General features: G+C 57.9%; 21 protein-coding genes. 7 read left to right on the forward strand and 14 right to left on the reverse strand.

All coding sequences use genetic code 11. From position 1 onward, the window contains the following. Nucleotides 1-53: 53 nt before the first annotated feature. From DYE40_RS02480 to hda, 6 genes are all read right to left on the reverse strand, one after another. Nucleotides 54-566, reverse strand: coding sequence for a hypothetical protein (locus DYE40_RS02480; protein ID WP_115307574.1), 513 nt, complete (start codon nt 564-566; stop codon nt 54-56). Nucleotides 567-671: 105 nt separating this feature from the next. After that, the gene (gene trmB, locus DYE40_RS02485; protein ID WP_115307575.1) at nt 672-1,364 is read right to left on the reverse strand and encodes a tRNA (guanosine(46)-N7)-methyltransferase TrmB; all 693 of its coding nucleotides are present in this window, start codon (nt 1,362-1,364) and stop codon (nt 672-674) included. 89 nt (nt 1,365-1,453) lie between these two features. After that, nucleotides 1,454-1,837, reverse strand: coding sequence for an aspartate 1-decarboxylase (panD, locus tag DYE40_RS02490; RefSeq protein WP_115307576.1), 384 nt, complete (start codon nt 1,835-1,837; stop codon nt 1,454-1,456). Between the two features lie 84 nt (nt 1,838-1,921). Continuing rightward, nucleotides 1,922-2,245, reverse strand: a complete 324-nt coding sequence (gene cutA / locus DYE40_RS02495; protein WP_115307577.1) for a divalent-cation tolerance protein CutA — start codon at nt 2,243-2,245, stop codon at nt 1,922-1,924. Nucleotides 2,246-2,258: 13 nt separating this feature from the next. After that, nucleotides 2,259-2,930, reverse strand: coding sequence for a histidinol-phosphatase (locus tag DYE40_RS02500; RefSeq protein ID WP_115307578.1), 672 nt, complete (start codon nt 2,928-2,930; stop codon nt 2,259-2,261). Continuing rightward, nucleotides 2,927-3,595, reverse strand: coding sequence for a DnaA regulatory inactivator Hda (gene hda / locus DYE40_RS02505; RefSeq protein WP_115307579.1), 669 nt, complete (start codon nt 3,593-3,595; stop codon nt 2,927-2,929). The genes DYE40_RS02500 and hda overlap by 4 nt, the downstream gene beginning before the upstream one ends. A gap of 141 nt (nt 3,596-3,736) precedes the next feature. Between hda and DYE40_RS02510 the strand changes: the two genes are divergently transcribed. Then, nucleotides 3,737-4,396: a DedA family protein gene (locus DYE40_RS02510; protein ID WP_115307580.1), complete on the forward strand. Its 660-nt coding sequence runs from the start codon at nt 3,737-3,739 to the stop codon at nt 4,394-4,396. 423 nt (nt 4,397-4,819) lie between these two features. Here the strand turns inward: DYE40_RS02510 and DYE40_RS02515 are convergent, their stop codons facing one another. From DYE40_RS02515 to DYE40_RS02550, 8 genes are all read right to left on the reverse strand, one after another. Beyond that, nucleotides 4,820-8,071 (reverse strand): TonB-dependent receptor domain-containing protein, encoded by a 3,252-nt coding sequence (locus DYE40_RS02515; protein WP_115307581.1) that lies wholly within the window; start codon nt 8,069-8,071, stop codon nt 4,820-4,822. 418 nt (nt 8,072-8,489) lie between these two features. Continuing rightward, on the reverse strand, nt 8,490-8,999 hold the full coding sequence (locus DYE40_RS02520; RefSeq protein ID WP_115307582.1) for a peptidylprolyl isomerase: 510 nt from the start codon (nt 8,997-8,999) through the stop codon (nt 8,490-8,492). Nucleotides 9,000-9,135: 136 nt separating this feature from the next. Further along, complete coding sequence (gene trxB, locus DYE40_RS02525) at nt 9,136-10,083, reverse strand: thioredoxin-disulfide reductase (protein WP_115307583.1); 948 nt, start codon at nt 10,081-10,083, stop codon at nt 9,136-9,138. Nucleotides 10,084-10,296: 213 nt separating this feature from the next. Then, nucleotides 10,297-10,755, reverse strand: coding sequence for a hypothetical protein (locus DYE40_RS02530; protein ID WP_115307584.1), 459 nt, complete (start codon nt 10,753-10,755; stop codon nt 10,297-10,299). A gap of 99 nt (nt 10,756-10,854) precedes the next feature. Further along, a complete protein-coding gene (locus DYE40_RS02535) occupies nt 10,855-11,427 on the reverse strand; it encodes a hypothetical protein (RefSeq protein WP_115307585.1) in 573 nt (190 codons plus the stop codon). Nucleotides 11,428-11,544: 117 nt separating this feature from the next. Beyond that, nucleotides 11,545-13,356 carry a SurA N-terminal domain-containing protein gene (locus DYE40_RS02540; RefSeq protein ID WP_115307586.1) on the reverse strand — a complete coding sequence of 604 codons (1,812 nt, stop codon included), beginning with the start codon at nt 13,354-13,356 and terminating at the stop codon, nt 11,545-11,547. 204 nt (nt 13,357-13,560) lie between these two features. Further along, the gene (prmB, locus tag DYE40_RS02545) at nt 13,561-14,460 is read right to left on the reverse strand and encodes a 50S ribosomal protein L3 N(5)-glutamine methyltransferase (RefSeq protein ID WP_115307587.1); all 900 of its coding nucleotides are present in this window, start codon (nt 14,458-14,460) and stop codon (nt 13,561-13,563) included. 151 nt (nt 14,461-14,611) lie between these two features. Next, nucleotides 14,612-15,331, reverse strand: coding sequence for an OmpA family protein (locus tag DYE40_RS02550; protein ID WP_172461190.1), 720 nt, complete (start codon nt 15,329-15,331; stop codon nt 14,612-14,614). A gap of 125 nt (nt 15,332-15,456) precedes the next feature. On the opposite strand from DYE40_RS02550, the gene glyQ reads away from it, so the two are divergent. From glyQ to DYE40_RS12505, 6 genes are all read left to right on the forward strand, one after another. Then, nucleotides 15,457-16,368: a glycine--tRNA ligase subunit alpha gene (gene glyQ / locus DYE40_RS02555; protein ID WP_115307588.1), complete on the forward strand. Its 912-nt coding sequence runs from the start codon at nt 15,457-15,459 to the stop codon at nt 16,366-16,368. A gap of 43 nt (nt 16,369-16,411) precedes the next feature. After that, on the forward strand, nt 16,412-16,540 hold the full coding sequence (locus tag DYE40_RS13065) for a hypothetical protein (RefSeq protein ID WP_280529859.1): 129 nt from the start codon (nt 16,412-16,414) through the stop codon (nt 16,538-16,540). Nucleotides 16,541-16,576: 36 nt separating this feature from the next. Then, nucleotides 16,577-17,563, forward strand: coding sequence for a virulence RhuM family protein/type II toxin-antitoxin system death-on-curing family toxin (locus DYE40_RS02560; protein ID WP_115307589.1), 987 nt, complete (start codon nt 16,577-16,579; stop codon nt 17,561-17,563). A 121-nt stretch (nt 17,564-17,684) separates the two neighbouring features. After that, entirely contained in the window at nt 17,685-19,538 is a 1,854-nt protein-coding gene (gene msbA / locus DYE40_RS02565; RefSeq protein WP_115307590.1) for a lipid A export permease/ATP-binding protein MsbA, read from the forward strand. 172 nt (nt 19,539-19,710) lie between these two features. Further along, entirely contained in the window at nt 19,711-21,771 is a 2,061-nt protein-coding gene (glyS, locus tag DYE40_RS02570) for a glycine--tRNA ligase subunit beta (protein WP_115307591.1), read from the forward strand. 275 nt (nt 21,772-22,046) lie between these two features. Further along, nucleotides 22,047-22,208, forward strand: a complete 162-nt coding sequence (locus DYE40_RS12505; RefSeq protein ID WP_172461191.1) for a hypothetical protein — start codon at nt 22,047-22,049, stop codon at nt 22,206-22,208. Nucleotides 22,209-22,236 lie beyond the last annotated feature (28 nt).

Raw genomic sequence — 22,236 nt, forward strand, 5'->3', positions numbered from 1 at the left:
CGTCTGAAACCCGTTTTCCTGACGAATCGGGGTGTTCGGACAGCCTTTGTGCTTTATTTGCCGTTGAGTTTTTTGGTGGCGGATTTGTCTACTTTACAGTTTTGGAACAAGATGGTCTGGTCGCCTTTGGGCAGGCCGCCGTCAACCGCATCGGCCTGCATCAGGATTTTTCCGTTGGCGGAAGTAAGGGTGGAGGGATCGGCTTTGTCGGTAATCCAGGTCAGGCCGTCGCCGTAGTAGCTGTTGTGTTTTTTACCGTTGGTGTCGTTCATCACGCGCTTGAGGTTGGGCGTGAGCTGGCCGTTGGCGGCTTTGAGCTGGACGACGGCGGTTTCGCCGTTTCTGATGCCGTACATGGCATTGAGGGGCTGTTTGCCCTGCTGGCTGTCGCAGGTGTAGGCGACTTCTACTTTTTTGTCGAGAGTCTCGACTTCGGCCAGCATCAGTACGGGAGTGTTGTCGGGAAGGTCGGCCAGCGGTTTTTTACCGGCGTTTTTGCCTGCGGCCTGTGAGGCGGCTGCGGCGGCAATCATGATGGCGGCGGCAATCAGTTTTTTGGTTTGCATATTTTGTCTCCTGTCGGTGGAAAAACGAAGCGCGTATTGTAGAGAATATTGCGTCAGTAAAATACCGCTTTGTGTAAAGATGAAACGGCGGCGGGTACGGACGGGTCAGCGTTTTCTAAAAACGATGTCCCACACGCCGTGTCCCAGCCTTTTGCCGCGTGCTTCGAATTTGGTTTCGGGGCGGTAGGCCGGGGTGGGGGCATAATCTGCCGCCGTGTTTTCGAGTCCGGCAAAGCCGCGCAGGACTTCGAGCATCTGCACGGCGTACTCCTCCCAGTCGGTGGCCAGGTGGATGTAGCCGCCGCTTTTGAGTTTGGGCAGCAGCTTGGCGACAAAGGGGGCTTGGATGAGGCGGCGTTTGTGGTGGCGTTTTTTGTGCCACGGGTCGGGAAAGAAGATGTGGATGCCGTCGAGGCTGCCGTCGGCAAGCATGTTTTCGACGATTTCCACCGCGTCATGACGCATGACGCGGATATTTTCGAGATTTTGTTCGGCAACGAGTTTCAGCAGGTTGCCGACACCGGGGCCGTGTACGTCGGCGGCAAGAAAGTCGGTATCGGGCAGGCGGCGGGCGATTTCGGCGGTGGCCGTACCCATGCCGAAACCGATTTCGAGGACTTTCGGGTTGGGGCGGGCGAAGGTTTGCGCCAAATCAATGGGTTCGTTCTGAAAGTCGAGGCCGTATTGCGGCCACAGGGTGTCGATGGCGCGCTGCTGGGCGGGAGTCATGTGGCCTTGGCGCAGGACGAAGCTGCGGATGGCGCGGGGGTGTTCGGTCGGATTTTGCGGTTCGGTCATGATGGTGAGGAATGTGGGAAAGGCCGTCTGAAAACGCCGTTGCGGCGGCGAAACGGGAAAACCGGCTTCGTGCGGTGCGCGGCAAATGCTTATAAAACGGTGTGCGGCGGCTCGTAGTCGATGATGTCGCGGATTTTGTTGGCTTCGTCAACCAGGACGACTTTCGGGCGGTGGCCGGCGATTTCCGGTTCGGAGAGCATGACGTAGGACATGATGATGACGATGTCGCCTTTCTGCACCAGCCGTGCCGCCGCGCCGTTGAGGCAGATCACGCCGCTGCCGCGTTCGCCGGCAATGGTGTAGGTTTCGAGGCGTGCGCCGTTGTTGTTGTTGACGATTTGCACTTTTTCGTTGGCGAGCATCCCTGCCGCGTCGAGCAGGTCTTGGTCGATTGTGATGCTGCCGACGTAGTTCAAATCGGCTTCGGTAACGGCGGCGCGGTGGATTTTGCCGCCGAGCATGGTTCGGAACATAGGTTTCCTTTTGTGTTGTGTTGCGGCGCGTTTTCAGACGGCCTCATTGGCGTTTCAGGCCGTCTGAAAACAAAAAGGGCGGCATTATAACGCCAACTGTTCCTTTAACCAGCGCAGATAGGTTTTGCTGCCGCCGGACACGGGCAGCATCAGGATTTGCGGGCAGTCGTAGCTGCTGAGGGCGCGGACGGTTTTGACCGTTTTTTTGAACAGGCTCTTCTCGCTTTTGGCCGTGATGCGGATTTCCGCATCGCGGCAGACGGTGCCGTTCCAGATATAGCTGCTGTCGGTGTTTTCGTACTGCACGCAGGCGGCGAGGCGTTTTTGCAGCAGGGCGAGGCCGATGGTTTCGGCTTCGGCGCGGCTCGGCGCGGTAATCAGGATAACGGCGGGTTGGAAACGCGGCATTTTCAGACGGCCTCTATTCTTTGAAATTCAGTACCGGCCAGCCTTTTTCCCGCGCCTCGCGCAGAAGGTCGGCATCGGGATTGACGGCAACGGGTTCGCTCACCAGACGCAGCAGCGGCAGGTCGTTTTTCGAATCGCTGTAAAAATAGGTTTTACCGTAGTCGGACAGGCTTTCGCCGCGTGCGGCCAGCCATTGGTGCAGGCGGGTGATTTTGCCTTCTTTCAGGCTGGGCACGCCGACGTAGCGGCCGGTGTAGCGGCCTGACGCGTCGGCCTCGAGCTGCGTGCCGATGATGTTTTCTATGCCGAACAGATGGCAGATCGGGGTGATGACAAACTCGTTGGTGGAGGAAATCACCAAAAGCTCGTCGCCCGCGCTGCGGTGGCTCTGCACCAGCATCCGCGCCATCGGCGAAATGTGCGGCTCGATAAATTCCGCCGTAAATTCACGGTGCATTTCATCGAGCTGCTCGCGGGAAAACGCTTTGAGCGGCGCGAGGTGGAAGGCGAGGAAGGCATCGATGTCGAGGCAGCCGTTTTGGTAGTCGCGGTAGAATTTTTCGTTTTGCGCTTCGGTTTCGGCAACATCCACCAGCCCTTTTTTCATCAGATACTGCGGCCAGGCGTGGTCGGAATCGGTGTTGATCAGGGTGTTGTCCAAATCAAAAATAGCCAGGTTTTTCATAATGTTTCCTGTTGTTTCAGAAGGCGGCGCAAAAGCGGCAGGGTCAGGCGGCGGCGGGTGGTGGCGGCGTAGAGGCAGAGCGTGTCGAGCATTCTGACCAGGCTGTCCATATCGCGCTGCCGGTAGTCGAGCAGATAGCGGAAGATGCCGTCGTCCAAATCAAGCTGCCGCGCCCGCGCCATTTCCGCAAGGGCGGCGATTTTTTCTTCGTCCGACAAGGGTTTGATGTCGTACACCAGGCAATAGCCCATGCGGGTGCGCAAATCTTCGCGCACGGCCAGCATGGCGGGCGGCAGATCGGCCGAAAGCAGCAGGCGGCCGCTGCCTGCGTTGCGGAAGCGGTTGAACACTTCAAACAGCAGGGCCTGTCCGTCCGCATCCAGTCTGTCGGCCTGATCCACGGCAAGATAGGCGGCTTCGAGCGCGGACTCTTCCAGCGGCTCGGCATCGGCATCGATATAGCGCGCATCCGCGCCCTGCCCTGCCGCCTGCGCCGCCCAGGCGCGCAGCAGATGGCTTTTGCCCGTGCCGGGTGCGCCCCACACATAGACAAACCGCTCCTGCGCCTGTTGCAGCACAAACACCAGCTCGCGGTTGGCCGCGCCGAGGAATTTGTCGAAGCCCGGGTAATCGCGGCGGGCAAAATCAAAAATCAGTTGCTTCACAGACAGCCTGCCCGAATGGAAAAACCGCGCGATTTTAGCCTTTTTCGGCTCTGTTTCAAAATCAGGCCGTCTGAAAACCTTTTTTTCAGACGGCCTCCCGCTCGGTTACAATCCGCGCTTTTTCTGCCTACGGAAAACGATATGGTTCAGACCCTGATTGATTTCGTCCTGCACATCGACGTGCATTTGGCCGGACTGGCCGCGCAATACGGCATTTGGATTTACGCCCTGCTTTTTTTGATTGTGTTTTGCGAAACGGGGCTGGTGGTAACACCTTTCCTGCCGGGCGATTCGCTGCTGTTTGCCGCCGGCGGGATTGCGGCGGTGGGGCATATGAACATCCATTTGATGGTGCTGCTGCTGTTTGTCGCCGCCGTATTGGGAGACGCGGTGAATTTCGCCATTGGCAAATATTTCGGCGCAAGGCTGTTTGCCAATCCCGATTCCAAAATCTTCCGCCGCAGCCATTTGGAAAAAACCCATGCCTTTTATGAGAAATACGGCGGCAAAACCATCATCATCGCCCGCTTCGTCCCCATTGTGCGCACCTTCGCCCCCTTTGTTGCGGGCATGGCGCATATGGACTACGGCCGCTTCATCCGCTACAACATCATCGGCGCGGCCTTGTGGGTGGTGCTGTTTTCCTATGCCGGCTATTTTTTCGCCAACATCCGAATCGTGAAGGAAAACCTGAGTCTGGTGCTGGCGGCGATTATCGTGTTGTCGCTGCTGCCGGCGGTGGTGGAGATTGTGCGTGCGAAACGTGCCGGCAAACGCAGCAAAGACAGTCAGGCCGTCTGAAAACACCGTTTTGCCCGTCCGCCATGCCGTTTGCGCTTTTCAGACGGCCTGTTTGCTTTGGCGGGAAACGCGTGTGCCGCTTGGGCGGCACATCCTGCCCGCGATGCCGCAGCGGTGGGAAGTTTGCCATATGCTTTGCGACAAACAAAAAAAGAGGCCGTCTGAAAACAGTCCGATGCTTTTCAGACGGCCTGTTTGCTGTGGCGGAAACGCGTGTGCCGCTTGGGCGGCTCATCCTGCCCGCGATGCCGCAGCGGTGGGCGGTTTGCCATGTGCTTTGCGACAAACAAAAAAGAGGCCGTCTGAAAAACAGTTTTCAGACGGCCTGTGCATTTCCATCCAATCACGGTCTGTCTGCACAGCCCGACGCGCAGCGGCGGCGTGCGCAGGCAGTTGTGTTTGCAAAATTTTCGGAACGGGTGCTTAAAACCTGCCGCTGATGCCCAGCCTGATGCCTCTGCCGGGAGCCGGCATATAGGAGCGGCTCAGAGGGTCGAGGTAATAACGGTCGGTCAGATTGGTGCCGACCAGCTCGGCGGAAAGGTTTTTGCTGATTTTATAGCGCAGGTAGGCATCTACAACGGTTACAGGCTGCCAGCGCATGCCTCCGGCTTGAGGCGCTTGGTCTTTTTCCCGTCTGACAATCTGATTATATTTATTATAGTAAGGCCACCACGCATCATTGCGGTTTTGATAAACGCGGCTGTGGTAATGCAGTCGCAAGCCTGTTTCAAGCTTGTTTTTCAAAAAGCGGCCGCCCAAATCGGCATCAACCGACCAGCGCGGTTGGATGGCGGAAGCCAGATAGCCCGAATCGCTTACCCCGCCGTGATTGCAGGCAGGCGCTTTAACCAGTTCTTTACTCTGGATATAGTGGTCGACGACCCAAGATTCTGCCGTGCTTGATAACGAGAAAGATTCGTCGCACATTTTGTTTTTCAGGTTGCGCAATATCCCGATGCCGCCGAAAAACCGGCCGGTGTCGAAGCGTGCCTGAAGTTCGAGGCCGCTGCGGATTTGTTTGTCGAATTGTTCGAATTCGAAGTTTTCGTCGCGGTCGATGATGTTTTTGGTGGTGTTGTGGAAATAGTTCAGGCGGAAGTCGGCGGCGCGCATTTTGGGGAACAGCCCGGTCAAATCATGGATATAGCCCAACTCCCAGTTTTTGGCGTGTTCGGGTTTCCAGCCGTAGCCCGCGCGGGCAAATGTGCCTGCTGCATTTGAGAAGCCGTAGGTGCCTTCAAACAGGCTGGGAAAGCGCAGGCTCTCGGTGTAGCGCAGATAGGCGCGGGCTTTGTCGGTGAAGCTGACGGTGGCCGAAAAAGCAGGAACCCAACCGCTGCCGCCCTGTTTTTGGGCGCGTCTGCGTTCGGCTTCTGTCATTGCGGTTATATAGCGTTCTGAATTATGCGGCCGGTATTTTTGAACAAGATAAGGACTCTCTGGATCGGCAGCATCGTAGGCGGGGTTTGCTATTTTTTCATGCAGATCGGGGATGCTGCCGTTGGTGATCGGGTTGCCGGCTATATTCAGACGGCCGGACTGGTCTTTCAGCCAATAAGCCGTCGGCAGTTCTTTTTGTGCATTTTCATCGTTTGGATCTAATACGGGAACGCCGTCCTCTATACGTAATTTGCCGTATGCGTTGAAATAGTAATAGTTGTCTTGGCTGGGATCGTAGTTTGGATCTTGGATCAGTTCCCCATATTTCAAATAGTCGGCATATTCTTTTTCGGTTGCGACACGGTTTAGGGTGTATTTGATTCCTCTATCAATAATTAGAGGATAGCCGTATTTGTCTACACCCGTTTCCAAACGTTTGCCGGTGTCCTGTATCGAAAAACTGGTGTAGCGTGCGCCGGCGGTTAGGCTCAGCCAGTGGAACGGGTCGTATTTGAAATTGAAGCCGAGGTTGTATTCGCGGCGCTTGCCGTTTCTCGGTGCTCCGAAATTATTAAGTTGGTAGTTGGGGCGCAATGCGTCGTTGGCATCCATTTCTTCTTGGTATTTCCGGCCTGCATCTGCCAGCTCTTCTGAAAAATTGTCTCTAGAATTGAGTTTTTCATTTTGAAAGTCGCCAAGCAGGGTGAGCGAGAGCTTGTTGTTGAACCTCATGCGGTTGGAAAAGTGAAACCCTGTGCGCTTGTTGTTTGCGTAATAGGCCTGGCCTTCTACCGTGTTGAAGCGGCCGTTGGTGTTTGGGGTGGTGATTTCCGGCGGTTTCGGAGCTTCTATGCCTGCATCTGTCAACAGTTGTTTTTGTTCGGGAGTGTATTCTTGCCAAAGCAGATATTCGTCGCGGGCGCGGTGGAAAACCCGGTCTTCATAAAGGGTGTCGCCCGGCGAACCGCCTGCGGTGTTGGTTTTTGATTTGGTGCGGGTGGTCCACAGCGAGGCGTTGAAATCAATCCAGCGGCTGCCTTCGGGCTTCCACGCATAATCGATGTTATAGGATTTCTGGCGGACATTCGCTTCGGGCCACTCGGCAATTTTGTTGAGCACGGAAGCGTCCCACGAGATCGGGCCGATGATGCGCGAGGGCATCACTTCGCCGAATACGGTGTCGGTATGGCGCAGGCCGAATTTGAGCGTTTGGCGGGCAGGCAGGCGAAAAGTGGTTTTGCCTACCCATGATTTGGTTTCGAGCGAGGTATTGCTCACTTCGCCGCCGGGGTGGTAGAAAAGGCCGACTTTGGCGATGTCGGGTGCGCCCAGCATGTTTTCGCTGCCGAAAAAGTGTTCGCCGCGCTCGGCCGCTTCTTCCTGCCGCCGTTTCAGTTCGTCCAGCGTTTCCTGCGTCCACGGCCCGATGTAGCCGTAACGCTCTGCACCTTTTTTGCCGGAAAAATAATTGCCTTTGTTGCGGTAGGCATAGGCAATCATGGCGTCGAAATGCTCTTGTTTGGTGGCGGCGGCGATACGGTAGGCTTTGTCTTCAAAGAATTTGTTGCGGCCGCCGAAGCGTTGGTCGAGGCGGTCGCTGTTGTCGAAGAAGGCGCGCCAGATGCCGCCTGTGGCTACTTCGGGATAGGGCAGGGTGCGGTAATCGACCGAGTGCTGATAAGCATTCGGACGCGGCTTGATGGAGTTGTTGGAAGTTTCGGCCTTGATTTCCACGCCGTATTTCCGGCCTTCGGGCACAATATCGTCGGCATCTATGGTTTTGAGCGCAACCGACCCGCCGATGCCGCTTTTGGCATCAGGGCTGAACGATGGGCCTTTTTCAATGTAAACGCTGCTGATGATGTTGGGATCGACATAGTTGCGGTTGTTGGCACCGGCATAACCGCGCCATACGGTAATGGCCTGCTCGGTTCCGTCTATGGTTACGGGCACCCGCCCTTGGCCCTGTACGCCGCGTATGTTGGGGTCGAGTGCGCCGCTGTTGCGCGAGTCGCCGCTGTAAACGCCTGCCAAACCGCTGAAAAGATCAGAAACGGTGTTGCCTTTGAAGGTTTCGACTTCTTGTCTGCCTTTGTAGAGGTTGACGATTTCGCGGGTGTAAACACGGTTGCGGCCTCTTTCGTCTTTGTGGGTTTGCGAGCCTTTTACTTCGACTGTGCCGAGTGTGGCGGATAAGGCCGAATCTGCATTTTCACCTGCCGCCCAAACGTGGGGAGCGAACCAAATCAGGCTCAGGCAGGCGGCTATGGTTTTTAAAGGATGCTTGTTCATGGGAGACTCCTGTTTGATCTGCCGCCGGGGCGGCGTGCCGGTGTGTTTGCTTTATGGATAATAATGGTTTTAAAATTTTTTTAGGAAATTAATCTATCTTATTATAAATTAACAAATCAATGTTTGCAGATATTCGGCTTGTTTTTCAAACAATCGGATATTTTCATTGTTATGCAATTATTTTTATGTAAAACAGGCCGTCTGAAAAATGGGGATTTCGTTTTTTCAGACGGCCTGTCCGCTTGGTTTTTGCTTGCATTGCTGTATTGCCGTTTACATTCCGTATGCCGCAGAATCCGGCGCGGCCGAAAAAGCGGATGCAATAAGGCGGCAAGCGGTGCGGGTATGGAGGGGCTGCACAGACAAAGAGGCCGTCTGAAAAACAGTTTTCAGACGGCCTCTTGGCTTTGCCGCGCAATCAGACGATTTCGGCTTTTTCGATAATGACGGGTTCTACGGGTACGTCGTCGTGGTAGCCGTGGGTTTTGGTGGCGACGCGCTCGATGGCATCCACTACTTCTTTGCCTTCAATCACTTTGCCGAACACGGCATAGCCCCAGTCCTGCACGACTGTGCGGCCGTGCATTTCTTTGGCGCGGCGGTTGAGGAAGGTGTTGTCGGCGGTGTTGATGAAAAACTGGGCGGAAGCGGAGTGCGGGTCGGAGGTGCGCGCCATGGCGATGGTGTATTTGTCGTTGGACAGGCCGTTGTGGGCTTCGTTTTCGATGGGGGCGCGGGTGGCTTTTTCGCCCATATCGGGAGTCATGCCGCCGCCCTGTATCATGAAACCCGGGATGACGCGGTGGAAGATGACTCCGTCGTAGAAGCCGTCTTTGACATACTGCTCGAAGTTTGCCGCGGTGGCGGGGGCGTTTTGGTGGTCGAGCTCGATGGTGATGACACCTTTGTTTGTGGTGAGTTTGATCATGGGATTTCCTTTTCGTTACATGGTTTCGGGGTGGGGAAAGATTGAGGCCGTCTGAAAAGCCGTCTGCCCGCTGCGGCAGCTTTCCGGCTTGGCCGCAGCCGCGTTTTCAGACGGCCTCTGCCGAGGGCTTCGGCATTTAATTTTGGCTGTCGAGCCAGCGTTCCGCGTCCAATGCGGCCTGGCAGCCGGAAGCCGCGCTGGTGATGGCCTGGCGGTAGGTGTGGTCTTTCACGTCGCCTGCCGCCCATACGCCTTCGATATTGGTAGCCCCGACGTTGCCGCCGCTGCCGCCGTGGGTTTTGAGATAGCCGGCTTCGTCCATATCAAGCTGGCCTTTGAAAATATCGGTGTTGGGCTTGTGGCCGATGGCGATGAATACGCCGCTGACGGCAATGTCTTCGCTGCTGCCGTCGCGGAATTTGAGGCGCGCTCCGTTTACGCCTTTGTCGTCGCCGAGGATTTCTTCGAGTACGGCATTGGTTTTCAGGATGATTTTGCCCTCTTCCACGCGGCGCATGAGTTTGTCGACCATGATTTTTTCGGCACGGAAGCTGTCGCGGCGGTGGACGAGGGTAACGGTGGCGGCAATGTTGGCCAGATACAGGGCTTCCTCTACGGCGGTGTTGCCGCCGCCGACAACGGCGACATTCTGTTTTTTATAGAAAAAACCGTCGCAGGTGGCGCAGGCGGACACGCCCTTGCCGGCAAAAGCCTCTTCGCTCGGCAGGCCGAGGTATTTGGCGGACGCGCCGGTGGCGACGATGAGCGCGTCGCAGGTGTATTCGCCCGAATCGCCTTTGAGGGTAAAGGGGCGGTGTTGCAGGTCGGCGGTGTGGATGTGGTCGAAGACGATTTCGGTGCCGAAGCGTTCGGCATGGGCAAGGAAACGCGCCATCAGCTCCGGCCCCTGCACGCCTGCGGCATCGGCCGGCCAGTTGTCCACTTCGGTGGTGGTCATAAGCTGGCCGCCCTGCTCCATGCCGGTGATGATGACGGGATTGAGGTTGGCGCGGGCGGCATAAACGGCGGCGGTGTAGCCTGCCGGGCCGGAGCCGAGGATGATGAGTTTGTGGTGTTTGCTCACTGGGATTCCTTTCGGGGTTGCGGGGGCTTTTTCAGACGGCCTCATAGGGGCTGTTCATAATGTTGAGAAGTGCTCTTTAAATGGGGAATATAGCGGATACAAGGAAAAAAGCACGGCAAACTCAGGCACTTTGCAGGCGTTTTTGGCGCAGCAGCCGTGATTTTTAGCAAAAAACCGCTTCGCAAACCAATTGCACACAGCCCCTAATCATAATCATGAAGCGTAGACGGTGTGGGTAACCACGACTTTGCCGCCGTGTTTTTCATAGCGGGTGTGGAAACCGTTGCCGGCGGCGCAGTCGTCCGCGCCGCCGCTTTTGACGCTGACGGCATTGCGGCCGCTGTATGCGAAGCGGTATTCGCGGCGGTAGTCGCCGCAGCCGCCCGGGCTGCTGTCGGAAACTTGGCGGTTGTTTTTCGGCAGGCTGCGCGGCAGGCCTGTATCGCGCGGGATTTCGCGGGAGGAAAAGGTTTCGGTTTCGACGGGAGTGTAGCGGTAGCGGCCGCTTTGGAAGCGGGCGTAGGCTTGGGCGGGCGATCCGGAAAATTCGCAGCGGTAGGTGGTTTCAATACCTTCGTTTTTGACGAAGGCGCAGGTGTCGGAGGTTTCGGCTGCGGCGGCAGACAGGGAAACGGCGGCGGCGAGGACGGCGGCGGGATAACGCAGGTTCATACGGGATTGCTTAATGTATCCATGTGTCGTGAAAAGACGGAAACGGATGTTTTCAGACGGCCTCAAAGGTGCGGAAATGCTCTGAGGCCGTCTGAAAACCTACCTGCGGCGGCGGCCGAAGCCGCCGAAGCCGCCGCTGCGGGGCTTGCGGTGGTTGGGCTGGGCGCGGTCGGTGGGACGGTAGGTGTTGGCCTGCTGCCCTGCCGCTGCGGGGCTGCGCGGGCGCAGGGTGTTGGGGGCGGCGGCGCGTTTGCCTTTGTATTCCTGCTCGTAGCGGCTGCGCACCTGCTGGGTGGCGGGAGAAACGGGGGCGCGGCTGAAACGGTTGGCAAGGGCGTTGCCGATAAACGCACCCGCCGCCGCACCAATCAGGCTTTGCAGCAGCCAGCTTCCTGTGGAATTGTCGTAAACGTATTGCTGGCCGTCGCTGCCGGTTACGGTTTCGCCGTTTTTGCCTTTTTCCTGCGCTTCGGGCGACAGGGTTTCATTGACGGCTTCGGGGTTGAGCTGGTAGACGGTTTGGTCGGCGGCGGCCGATGCCTGCGCCTGCAATTGGCTGATTTGCTGCTGTTGCTGCTGAATCTGTTTTTCGAGTTCGGCCTGCTTGCCGTTGTCGCAGGCGGCCAGCGCGAGGGTGCAGAGGATGAGGGCGGCGGGGGTGTGTTTTTTCATGGGTTTCCTTATGGCAGTGTTGCGGGAATGTGCGCCATATCGGGCGCGGCGGCGGAAAATCAAGGCCGTCTGAAAGCGGAGCCGGCCAAGCCGTGCTTTCAGACGGCCTGCGGGAAATCAGTGTCCCTCGCCGTCGGTTTTTTGTTTGCCCTGTTCGATGGGGATTTTGCCTTTGAGATAGTCGAGCAGGCCGTTGTACATGCCGATGGCCGTGTGCTCGGCCAGACGGGTGCGGATGAGTTTGCCGTCTTCGGCGGAAGTTTGCGGCACTTTGACCGACTGCACTTCCATCAGCAAGGGGGTAGGCAGGCCTTCGAGCAGGAGATAGGCGGGCTTGCCCTCTGCTGGACGGGCTTTTGCCAGCGCGGACAATGCCTGCGGCGGCAGGCGCAGGCGCGCGTCGGCGGCGGTGAGGGTTTCCACGGGCGACCAGTCAAGCTGCGGCGTGCCGCCTTTTTGCAGCTCGGCCAGCAGTTTTTTGCCCTGCGCCTCGGCGGCTTTGGCCGATTCGCTGTTGAGGAAGGCGGATCGCACCTGCTCTTTGGCCTGTTCAAACGGCGGCACGCTTTCGGCGCGTGTCTCGGTGGCGCGGAGCACCCAAGAGGTGTCGCCCACGGTAATCAGGTCGGAATTGTGTTTCTTTTTGAATACGTCGTCGCCGAACAGGGCTTCCACCGCTTCGGCGGGAAGCCCTGCCTGCTGCGCGTTTTCGCGGCTGAGCCAGTCCGCGCCGTCGCGCACGGCCAGGCCGGCGGCTTCGGCAGAGGGTTGCAGGCTATCGGGCTTTTCAAAGGCGGTGCGCCGCAGGATGTCGCGGACTTTTGCCGCCGCTTCGCGGGCTTTCTTCTCTTTCAGGGCGGCTTCGAGCGCGGGCTTGGCTTCGTCGAAACTCAGGCCGTTGCGCACGTTGCCGATGCGTACGATATGGAACGCGCCTTCGCTTTCTACGAGTGCGGTTTCGCCCTGCCCCAGTGCGGACACGGCGGTTTTGAAGGCTTCGGGCAGCGGGCTGTTTTTGCCCACCGCGCCGAGGCTGCCGCCGGAATGTGCCGTGCCTTCGTCCTGCGAATATTTTTCCGCCAGCGCGGCAAAGCTGTCGGGCGCGGCCTTGGCTTCGGCCAGGATTTTTTCGGCCTCGGCTTTGGTTTTGGCCGCGTCGCTGCCGGTTTTCAGCATGATGTGCGCCACTTCGCGCGTGGGCGAGGCGTTTTTCTGCTGTTCGGCAAAGGCTTTTGCCAGCTCCTCTTCGCTGATGCTTTGGCTTTCGGCCAGCGTGCGCGGCGAGAGTTCGATGTATTGGTATTTTACCGCCTGCGGCAGGCGGTATTTGCTTTTGTCTTTGTCGTAATAGGCTTTGAGCGCGGCATCGTCGGCCTGAATCTGTGCGGCAAAGGTTTTCGGATCGAAAACGACGCTGCGGATTTGGCGGTCGGCCAGCATCAGCTGCGCGTATTGCCCGGCCTGGCTGCTGCTGACAATATTGCCGCTGCCGGCCAGATTGACGAGGTTTTGCAGGGCGAAGCTGTTGCGCAGGTTTTCCAGGAAGTGTTCTTCGCTGAGGCCGCCCTGTTGCAGGAATTGGCGGAATTTGGCTTCGCTGAAACGGCCGTTTTCGTCGTGGAAGCCCGGATCGTCCACAATTACTTGTTTCAACTGCGCTTCGGACACGCCTATGCCCATCATTTGCGCGCCTTCGGTCAGGTAGGCGCGCTCGATGAGTACCGAAAGGGCGTTTTGGCTGCTGCCCAGATTCTGCTCGCGCTGGGCTTCCTGCACTTTTTGGGTGCTGATTTTTTCGCCGCCCACTTTGACGATGTAGTCGGAGCCGGCGGCAATCAGGCCGCCCGCGCCGAAGCCTACGAAAGTGAGTGCGATCAGGCCGAGCATGATTTTCGCCGGGCCGCTGTATTTTTCTACGGTTGCAAACATGGTGTACGGGTGGAAACGGGTAAACAAAAGGCCGCCATTGTAACCGATTTTGCCCGCAGAGGCCGTCTGAAAGCCCGAAAGCAGGACGGCATGGTTTTCAGACGGCCCGATTGCATCCTGATTGCATGATGAGGCCGTCTGAAACCCACAAGGTTTTTTTCAGACGGCCTCTGCGGCATTCTGCACAAATACTGCCTGCAACGGTTATATTCCGCCCACAAGCTGTTCCCGCGTCAGCAGGAAGACAAAGCCGTCGCCGCCGGAGGTGTCCATCCAAACAAAGGGGAGTTCGGGGAAGGCGGCTTCAAGCGCGTCGCGGTTGTGGCCGATTTCGGCCAGCAGCACGCCGTGCGGATTGAGGAATTTCGCCGCCTGCATCAGGATGCTGCGGATTGCGTCCAAGCCGTCTTCGCCGCTGCCCAGCGCGGGTTCGGGTTCGTGCAGGTATTCCGGCGGCAGTTCGGCAACGGATTGGGCATCGACATAGGGCGGATTGGTGATGATAAGGTCGTAAGTATCTTCCAAACCCTCAAAAAGATCGGTATGGATGAGTGTGATCCGTTCCTGCAAGCCGTAGTCTTCGATATTTACGGCGGCCACTTCCAGCGCGTCGAGGCTGATGTCGGCCGCATCGACCACGGCATCGGGGTAGTGGTATGCGGCCTGGATGGCGAGGCAGCCGCTGCCGGTGCACAAATCGAGTATGTTGTGGACGAGTTCGTCGTATTCGATCCACGGGCGCAGCGGCTCTCCCAAGAGTTCGGCAATAAAAGAGCGCGGTACGATTACACGTTCGTCCACATAAAAATCAAAGCCGCCCTGCCGCGCATGGCGGGTAAGGTAGGACACGGGCACACGCTCTTTGACGCGCCGCTCTATCAATTCGATCAGACGCTGTTTTTCAGACGGCAGCAGCCGCGCATCAAGATAGGGTTCGAGTAGATCCAGCGGCAGATTGAGCGTGTGCAGCAACAGATAGGCCGCTTCGTCGTGGGCATTGTCGCTGCCGTGGCCGAAAAACAGCCCGGCCTCGTTAAAGCGGCTCACGGCAAAGCGCAAAAAGTCGCGCACGGTATCGAGACGGGCAAGGGCTTCTTTAAACATAATGGGATTCCTGAACAAAATGCGCGGATTATACCGCAGGACTTGATGTGGAAGAGGCCGTCTGAAAACCGCATTTGCGGGCTTTTCAGACGGCCTCGACAGATAAAACAGACGGATGCCGCACACTTCCGGCATCCGTCCGCCATCCTGATTACTCGGCAAACACTTCCACGCGGCGGGCTTCTTCGCCGCTGCCCGCATCGGCGTGTTCGGGCTTGCGCAGCTCGATTTGTTTCTCGGGTACGCCGAAGCCCTGCAACACGGCACGCACGGCGAGGGCGCGCTGTTTGGAGAGCTCTTCGTTGAATGCGGCATTGCCGGTGCTGTCGTGATAGCCGGAAACGACGACTTTTTTGCCGCCCAACACGGCCACCAGCACGTCTTTCAAGGCTTCCTGCGCACCTGCTGGCACATCGGATTTGCCGGTGGCGAAATAGAATTTCACCACGCCGCCCTGCGCCACGATTTTCGCTTCGTCTTGTGCGGCTTCGGCAGCAGGTACGGGATCGGCTGCGGTTTCCGGCGCGGCTTCGGGCAAAGGTGCGGCTTCGGGTACGGCTTCGGGTGCGGCCTCCGGCGCAACAGGGTTTTGCGGCGGAACGGCTTGATCCTGCGCCAAAGTTTCATTCACACCGGATTCGGCAAACCCTGCACCGTTTTGGTTTTCTTCCTCATGCGGAGCGGCAGCTTCTGCTTGCGAAGCGGCGGCCTCTTGCGAAGCGGCGCGGCCGTAGTCGGGCGAGCCTTCGATGCGGCCGGTTTCCCAGCCCCAAACCGATAAAAACAGGATAACCAGCACAGCCAAACCGGCCGCACTTCCGGCCACCCACAGGCCGATTTTCTGCTCTTTCTCTTTCTGATTGCTGCTCATAACATTCCTTTAACAAAGACGGACAAAAATTTTCGGCATTATAAATGTATTGCGGGCGCGAAGCTATCCAACCCCCCGCCAAAACAGTAAAATGCCCGTTTTTTCGCGACCGACACCAATTTACCATGCTCACATTCCAACAAATCATTTTCAAACTGCAAACCTACTGGGCCGACAAAGGCTGCACCATACTCCAACCCTTCGATATGGAAGTCGGCGCGGGCACGTCCCACCCCGCCACCTGCCTGCGCGCACTCGGCCCCGAGCCGTGGTTTGCCGCCTATGTGCAGCCCAGCCGCCGCCCCAAAGACGGCCGCTACGGCAACAACCCCAACCGCCTGCAACACTATTACCAGTTTCAGGTAGCCCTCAAGCCCGCGCCCGCCGACATTCAGGAGCTCTATCTCGACAGCCTGCGCGAGTTGGGCATCGATCCCAAAGTCCACGACATCCGCTTTGTCGAAGACGACTGGGAAAACCCCACGCTGGGCGCATGGGGCTTGGGCTGGGAAGTGTGGCTCAACGGCATGGAAGTAACCCAGTTTACCTACTTCCAGCAGGTCGGCGGCATCGACTGCTCCCCCGTGCTCGGCGAAATCACCTACGGCATCGAACGGCTGGCCATGTATCTGCAAGGCGTGGAAAACGTTTACGATTTGGTCTGGTCGAAAAACCCCGACGGCCAAACCGTTACCTACGGCGACGTGTACCACCAAAACGAAGTCGAGCAGTCCGCCTACAACTTCGAACACAGCGACGCGCAATGGCTGCTGCGCCAGTTTGACGACTACGAAGCACAGGCCAAACGCCTGCTCGACATGGAAGACGTGTCGCTGGCACTGCCCGCCTACGAGCTGGTGCTCAAAGCCGGCCACACCTTCAACCTGCTCGACGCGCGCGGCGCGATTTCCGTAACCGAACGCGCCGCCTACATCGGCCGCATCCGCACCCTCAGCCGTGCCGCCGCGCACAAATTTGTCGAAAGCCGCGAAAAACTGGGCTTTCCACTGCTGAAAAAGCAGGCAGAAGCAGCCTGAAAACCCTTTTCAGGTAGCCTGAAGCCGGAAAACAGAGGCGCAGATGAAAAACGGCCGGTATCGGAAACTGAAATCGCCCTTGGGCGCACTGCTGATTGTATTGGCCGTATTTGTCCTGCTGCCGCTGCTGCTGTTTTGGCTGCTGATGCACCTGAACGGCGGGTTTTCCTGAACGCTTTCAGGCTACCTGAAAAAAGAACCGCAAAACATGAACAGCCCCATCGAAATCTACCAGACTTCAGACGGCCAAACGCAGGTAGAAGTGCGTTTCGACCAAGAAACCGTGTGGCTGTCGCAGGCGCAGATGGCGCAGCTTTTTGACACCAGTCCAGACAACATCGGCCTGCACCTGAAAAACATCTATGCCGAAGGCGAATTGGACGAACAGGCAACTACCGAGGATTTCTCGGTAGTTCGCACCGAAGGCAGCCGCAGGGTAACGCGCCAAATCAGGCATTACAATTTAGATGCCGTGATTTCAGCAGGTTACCGGGTTAAATCCCGCCATGCCACGCAGTTTCGCATTTGGGCCACCGCCCGCCTGAAAGACTACCTGCTCAAAGGCTATGCCCTCAACCAAAAACGTTTGCAGCACAACGCCGCCGAGTTGGAACAGGCCGTCGCCCTCATCCGCAAAACCGCCGCCTCGCCCGAGCTGACCGTCGCAAGCGGGCGCGGCCTGGTCGACATTATCGGCCGCTACACGCAAACCTTTCTCTGGTTGCAGCAATATGACGAAGGCCTGTTGGGCGAACCCAAAACCCAAGCCGGCGGCGAACTGCCCACCGTCGCCCAAGCCCGTGCCGCACTCGCCGAGTTCAAACATCAGCTTGCCGCACGCGGCGAAGCCGGCGAACTGTTCGCCCGCGAACGCGACAACGGCCTCGAAGCCCTGCTCGGCAATTTGGAGCAGACCGTATTCGGCGAACCCGCCTATCCCAGCATAGAAAGCAAAGCCGCGCACCTGTTGTACTTTATCGTGAAAAACCATCCGTTTGCCGACGGCAACAAACGCAGCGGCGCATTTCTGTTTGCCGATTTCCTGCACCGCAACCGCCGTCTGCTTAATGCACGCGGCGAAGCCGTCATCAACGACACCGGCCTCGCCGCACTCACGCTGCTGGTGGCCGAGTCCGACCCCAAGCAGAAAGACACATTAATCCGCCTGATCATGCATATGTTGCAGGCCGTCTGAACGCCTTTCCCGCACATTTTCAGACGGCCTCCAAGCCGCATCAGGCCGTCTGAAAAAGCGGCTCCGACAAAACCCCAACCCCGCTTCCCGCCAACCAAACCCGCCGGACTACCGAACCCAAATGAGCGAAAAAGAAAAATCTTTCAGCATTTTCAACAAACAGGACACACAGAATTTCAGGCGGCTGCTGGGCTACATCCTGCCCTACAAAATCCGCATTTTCTGGGCGTTTCTCGCCATTGCCACCGTGGCCGCGACGGAAAGCTATCTGGCCGCCTTTATCGCGCCGCTGGTCAACCAGGGCTTTGCCGCACCGCAGGCCGCGCCGCAATTGGGCGAAGCCGGAAACTGGTATGCGGCTCTGTCCGGCCTGAAAGAGAAGATGAACCATCTGATTTGGGGCACGGAGCACAAGCTGTGGGCGGTGCCGCTATTTCTCGTTTTCCTGATGACCCTGCGCGGGCTGGGACGCTTTGTCAGCGACTACCTGATTTCCTGGGTAGGCGTGGAAGCCATGCGCGGTCTGCGCCGCGATATGTTCGCCAAAATGCTGCGGCTCTCGTCGAAGGTGCAGCAGGACGAGTCTTCTGGCAACTTCTCCGGCCGTTTTCTCGTACAGGCGGGCATCGCCATTTCCAACGCATCGAGCGTGTTTATCACCGTCTGCCGCGACAGCATGATTGTGGCCGGGCTGGTGGCCGTTTTGCTGTATCTCAACTGGCAGCTCAGCCTGGTGGTGGTCATGATGTTTCCGCCGCTGCTGTGGCTCTCCTCCTACTACCGCAAACGCCTGAAAGAGCCGCAGATCGGTGCGCAAACCACGCTTTCCGAGCTGACCACCGTCATCAACGAGCTGCATCAGGGACACCGCATCGTCAAAATGTTTGGCGGCAGCCAAAGTGCCGTCGGCCGCTTCGCCGCCGTCAACGACAAAATCGCCCGCATCAACAAAAAAATCGCCCAAGCCGCCTCGGCGCGTTCGCCCATAAGCGAGCTGATCGCCTCCATCGCCCTGGCCATCGTCATTTTCATCGCCCTGTGGCAGAGCCGCAGCGGCACCACCACCATCGGCGAATTTATGGCCTTCATCATCGCCATGCTGCAGATGGTTGCCCCCATCAAAAACCTGGCCAACGTCGGCATTCCCATGCAGGCCATGTTTATCGCCGCCGACAACGTCTGCGCCTTCCTCGACACACCCGACGAAACCGACAACGGCACACAGACCATCGGCCGCGCCGAAGGCCGTCTGAAATTTTCCCATATCAATGTGCGCTACGCAGGACAGGAGCGCAAAGCCCTGGACGATTTCTGCCTCGACATCGCCCCCGGCGAAAAAACCGCCCTCGTCGGCAGCTCCGGCAGCGGCAAAACCACCGCCGTCAACCTGCTCCCGCGCTTCGTCGAAGCCGAATCCGGCACCGTCTCGCTCGACGGCATCAATATCGAAGACCTGACACTCGAAAGCCTGCGCCGCCAGTTTTCCCTTGTTTCGCAAGACGTTTTTCTGTTTGACGACACCTTGTATAATAATGTGCTCTACGGCCGCCCCGACGCATCTGAAGCCGATGTGGAAGCCGCCCTCAAAGCCGCCAACCTGTGGGAATTCGTGCAGCAGCAGCCGCAGGGGGCGCATATGGCGGTCGGCGCAAACGGCAACCAGCTCTCCGGCGGCCAACGCCAGCGCGTCTCCATCGCCCGCGCCATCCTGAAAGATGCGCCCGTGCTGCTGCTCGACGAAGCCACCAGCGCACTCGACAACGAATCCGAACGCCTCGTCCAGCAGGCTCTGGAACGCCTGATGCACGGACGCACCAGCATCATCGTCGCCCACCGCCTGACCACCGTCGAACAGGCCGACCGCATCATCGTGATGGATGCCGGCCGCATCATCGAACAGGGCAGCCATAACGAACTCTTGGCGAAACAAGGCTACTACGCCGCGTTGAGCCGCAAGATGCCCGTCGGAAACTGAGTTTTCAGACGGCCTGACACTCCAAAGGCCGTCTGAAAAGCAAAAAAGCAAAAAAAGCAAAGCCTGAAACCCCGTTTTCAGACGGCCCCAACATCAAAAGGCCGTCTGAAAAACCAAATCCGAAACCAAATACCCGCCGCGTGCGGACAGCAACAAAGAAAGCCCGACCCAAATGACCCAAACCCTGTTAATCGAACTCCTCACCGAAGAACTCCCGCCCAAAGCCCTCAACCATCTGGGCAACGCCTTTGCCGCCGCCGTGGCCGAAGGCTTGGAAAAAGCGCAACTGGTTCAAGGCCAAGTGCAATACACCGCCTATGCCTCGCCGCGCCGTCTGGCCGTGCAGGTGCAAAATGTCAAAGCCGTGCAGGACGACCAACACGTTGTCAAAAAAGGCCCGGCCGTGGCCAACGCGATGAAAGACGGCGCACCCACCAAGGCGCTCGAAGGCTTTGCCCGCTCCTGCGGTGCCGACATCGGCAGCCTGAAAATCATCCACGACGGCAAGCAGGATGTGTACGCGCACGAGTTCACCCAAGCGGGCAAGCCTTTGTCCGAATTGCTTGAAGACATCATCAATCAGGCGGTGAAAAAACTGCCGATTCCCAAAGTGATGCGCTGGGGCAGCAGCACGCACACCTTCGTGCGCCCCGTCCACGGCCTCGTGGTGCTGCACGGCGCAGATGTCGTGCCCGCCTCTGTGTTGGGCTTGGACAGCGGCCGCCAGACGCGCGGCCACCGCTTTCTTTCAGACGGCCTCATCACGATTGGAAACGCCGATTCCTACGCCGCCCAAATGCGCGATCAAGGCAGAGTCATCGCCTCGTTTGCCGAACGCAAAGCCGCAATTCAGGCAGCTTTAAACGAACAGGCAGGCCGTCTGAACGCCACCGTTGCCGCCGACGAAGCCCTGCTCGACGAAGTGGCCGCGCTGGTGGAATGGCCGGCGGTTCTGGAAGCGGGTTTTGAAGAACATTTCCTCGCCGTGCCGCAGGAGTGCCTGATTCTCACCATGCAGCAAAACCAAAAATACTTCCCGCTGCTGGATAGCAACGGCAAACTGATGAACCGCTTCCTGCTGGTTTCCAACCTGCAAACCGACGACCCGCACCACATCATCGAAGGCAACGAACGCGTATTGCGCGCGCGTTTGAGCGATGCCGGATTTTTCTACACGCAAGACAAAAAAGCCCCGCTGGAAAGCCGTCTGCCCAAACTGGCCGACGTGGTGTACCACAACAAAATCGGCTCGCAGGCCGAGCGCGTCGAACGCCTGCAAAGCATTGCCGCCCACATCGCCGCCGCCTTGGGCGCAGACCGCGCCGAAGCCGAACGCGCCGCCCGCCTCGCCAAAGCCGACCTGCTCACCGAAATGGTGGGCGAATTTCCCGAGCTGCAAGGCACGATGGGGCGTTATTACGCGCTGGGCGACGGCGAAAAAGAGACCATTGCCGACGCAATCGCCCAACACTACCGCCCGCGCTTTGCCGGCGACAAGCTGCCTGAAAACCCCGTCGCCACCGCCGTCGCCCTGGCCGACAAACTCGAAACCCTCGCCGGCATTTGGGGCATCGGCCTGATTCCCACCGGCGACAAAGACCCCTACGCCCTGCGCCGCGCCGCCCTCGGCGTATTGCGGATGCTGATGGAACACGGCCTCGACCTCAACGACCTGCTGCAAACCGCCTGCAACAGCTTCCCGCAAGGCAAACTCGCCGCCAACACCGCCGCCGAAGTGGCCGACTTTATGCAGGCGCGGCTGGCCGTATTGCTGCAAAACGACTACCCGCAAGACACCGTGGCCGCCGTATTGGCGAAAAAGCCCGCCCGCCTCGACGACTTGGCCGCCAAACTGCAAGCCGTGGCCGCGTTTAAGCAGCTTCCCGAAGCCGCCGCCCTCGCCGCCGCCAACAAGCGCGTGCAAAACCTGCTCAAAAAAGCCGATGCCGAACTGGGCGCGGTAAACGAAAACCTGTTGCAGCAAGACGAAGAACGCGCCCTCTACGCCGCCGCCCAAGCCTTGCAGCCCAAAATCGCCGCCGCGCTGGCGCAGCAGGATTTTCAGACGGCCTTAACCGAGCTGGCCGCCGTCAAACCGCAAGTCGATGCCTTCTTCGACAAAGTGATGGTGATGGCCGACGATGCCGCCGTGAAGCAAAACCGCCTCAACCTGCTCAACCAACTGGCACAGCAGATGAACGCCGTGGCCGACATCGCGCTGTTGGGCGAGTAAACACAGGCCGTCTGAAAAAAATAAAAAACGTTTTTCAGACGGCCTGCTTCCAAGCTGCCTGATAAGCAGCAAAACGTTTTTCAGGTAGCCTTTGCAGTTTGCGCCGCAAGCCGGATACGCCTATCCGACCCGCACGCCAGGAATACAAAAAATGATGTGTTTTGTGTTTTGTGTTTTGGAACAAGGCTGTATTCAACCAAACCAAACGTAAGCTGCATAGCGGGCATCTGCTTTATACCCAACTGTATTTACCAAGCGGCATCTGGACTATTGCCTTGGAATTTAGTATCCCGCCAAGCGAACAAGGTTATGAAAGCATGGCGGATAAAGTTTATTTCCCAATCGACGGCGCACCGCACGGATTACTGGCCGACGGTTTTGAATTTGATTTTTTCGACGGAAAAACCAAAATCGGCAAATGTGTGATTACCCGATAAAACAAACTATCTATACAAATCACAAACC

This window comes from Kingella potus (assembly GCF_900451175.1).
GTDB classification, from domain to species: Bacteria; Pseudomonadota; Gammaproteobacteria; order Burkholderiales; family Neisseriaceae; genus Neisseria; species Neisseria potus.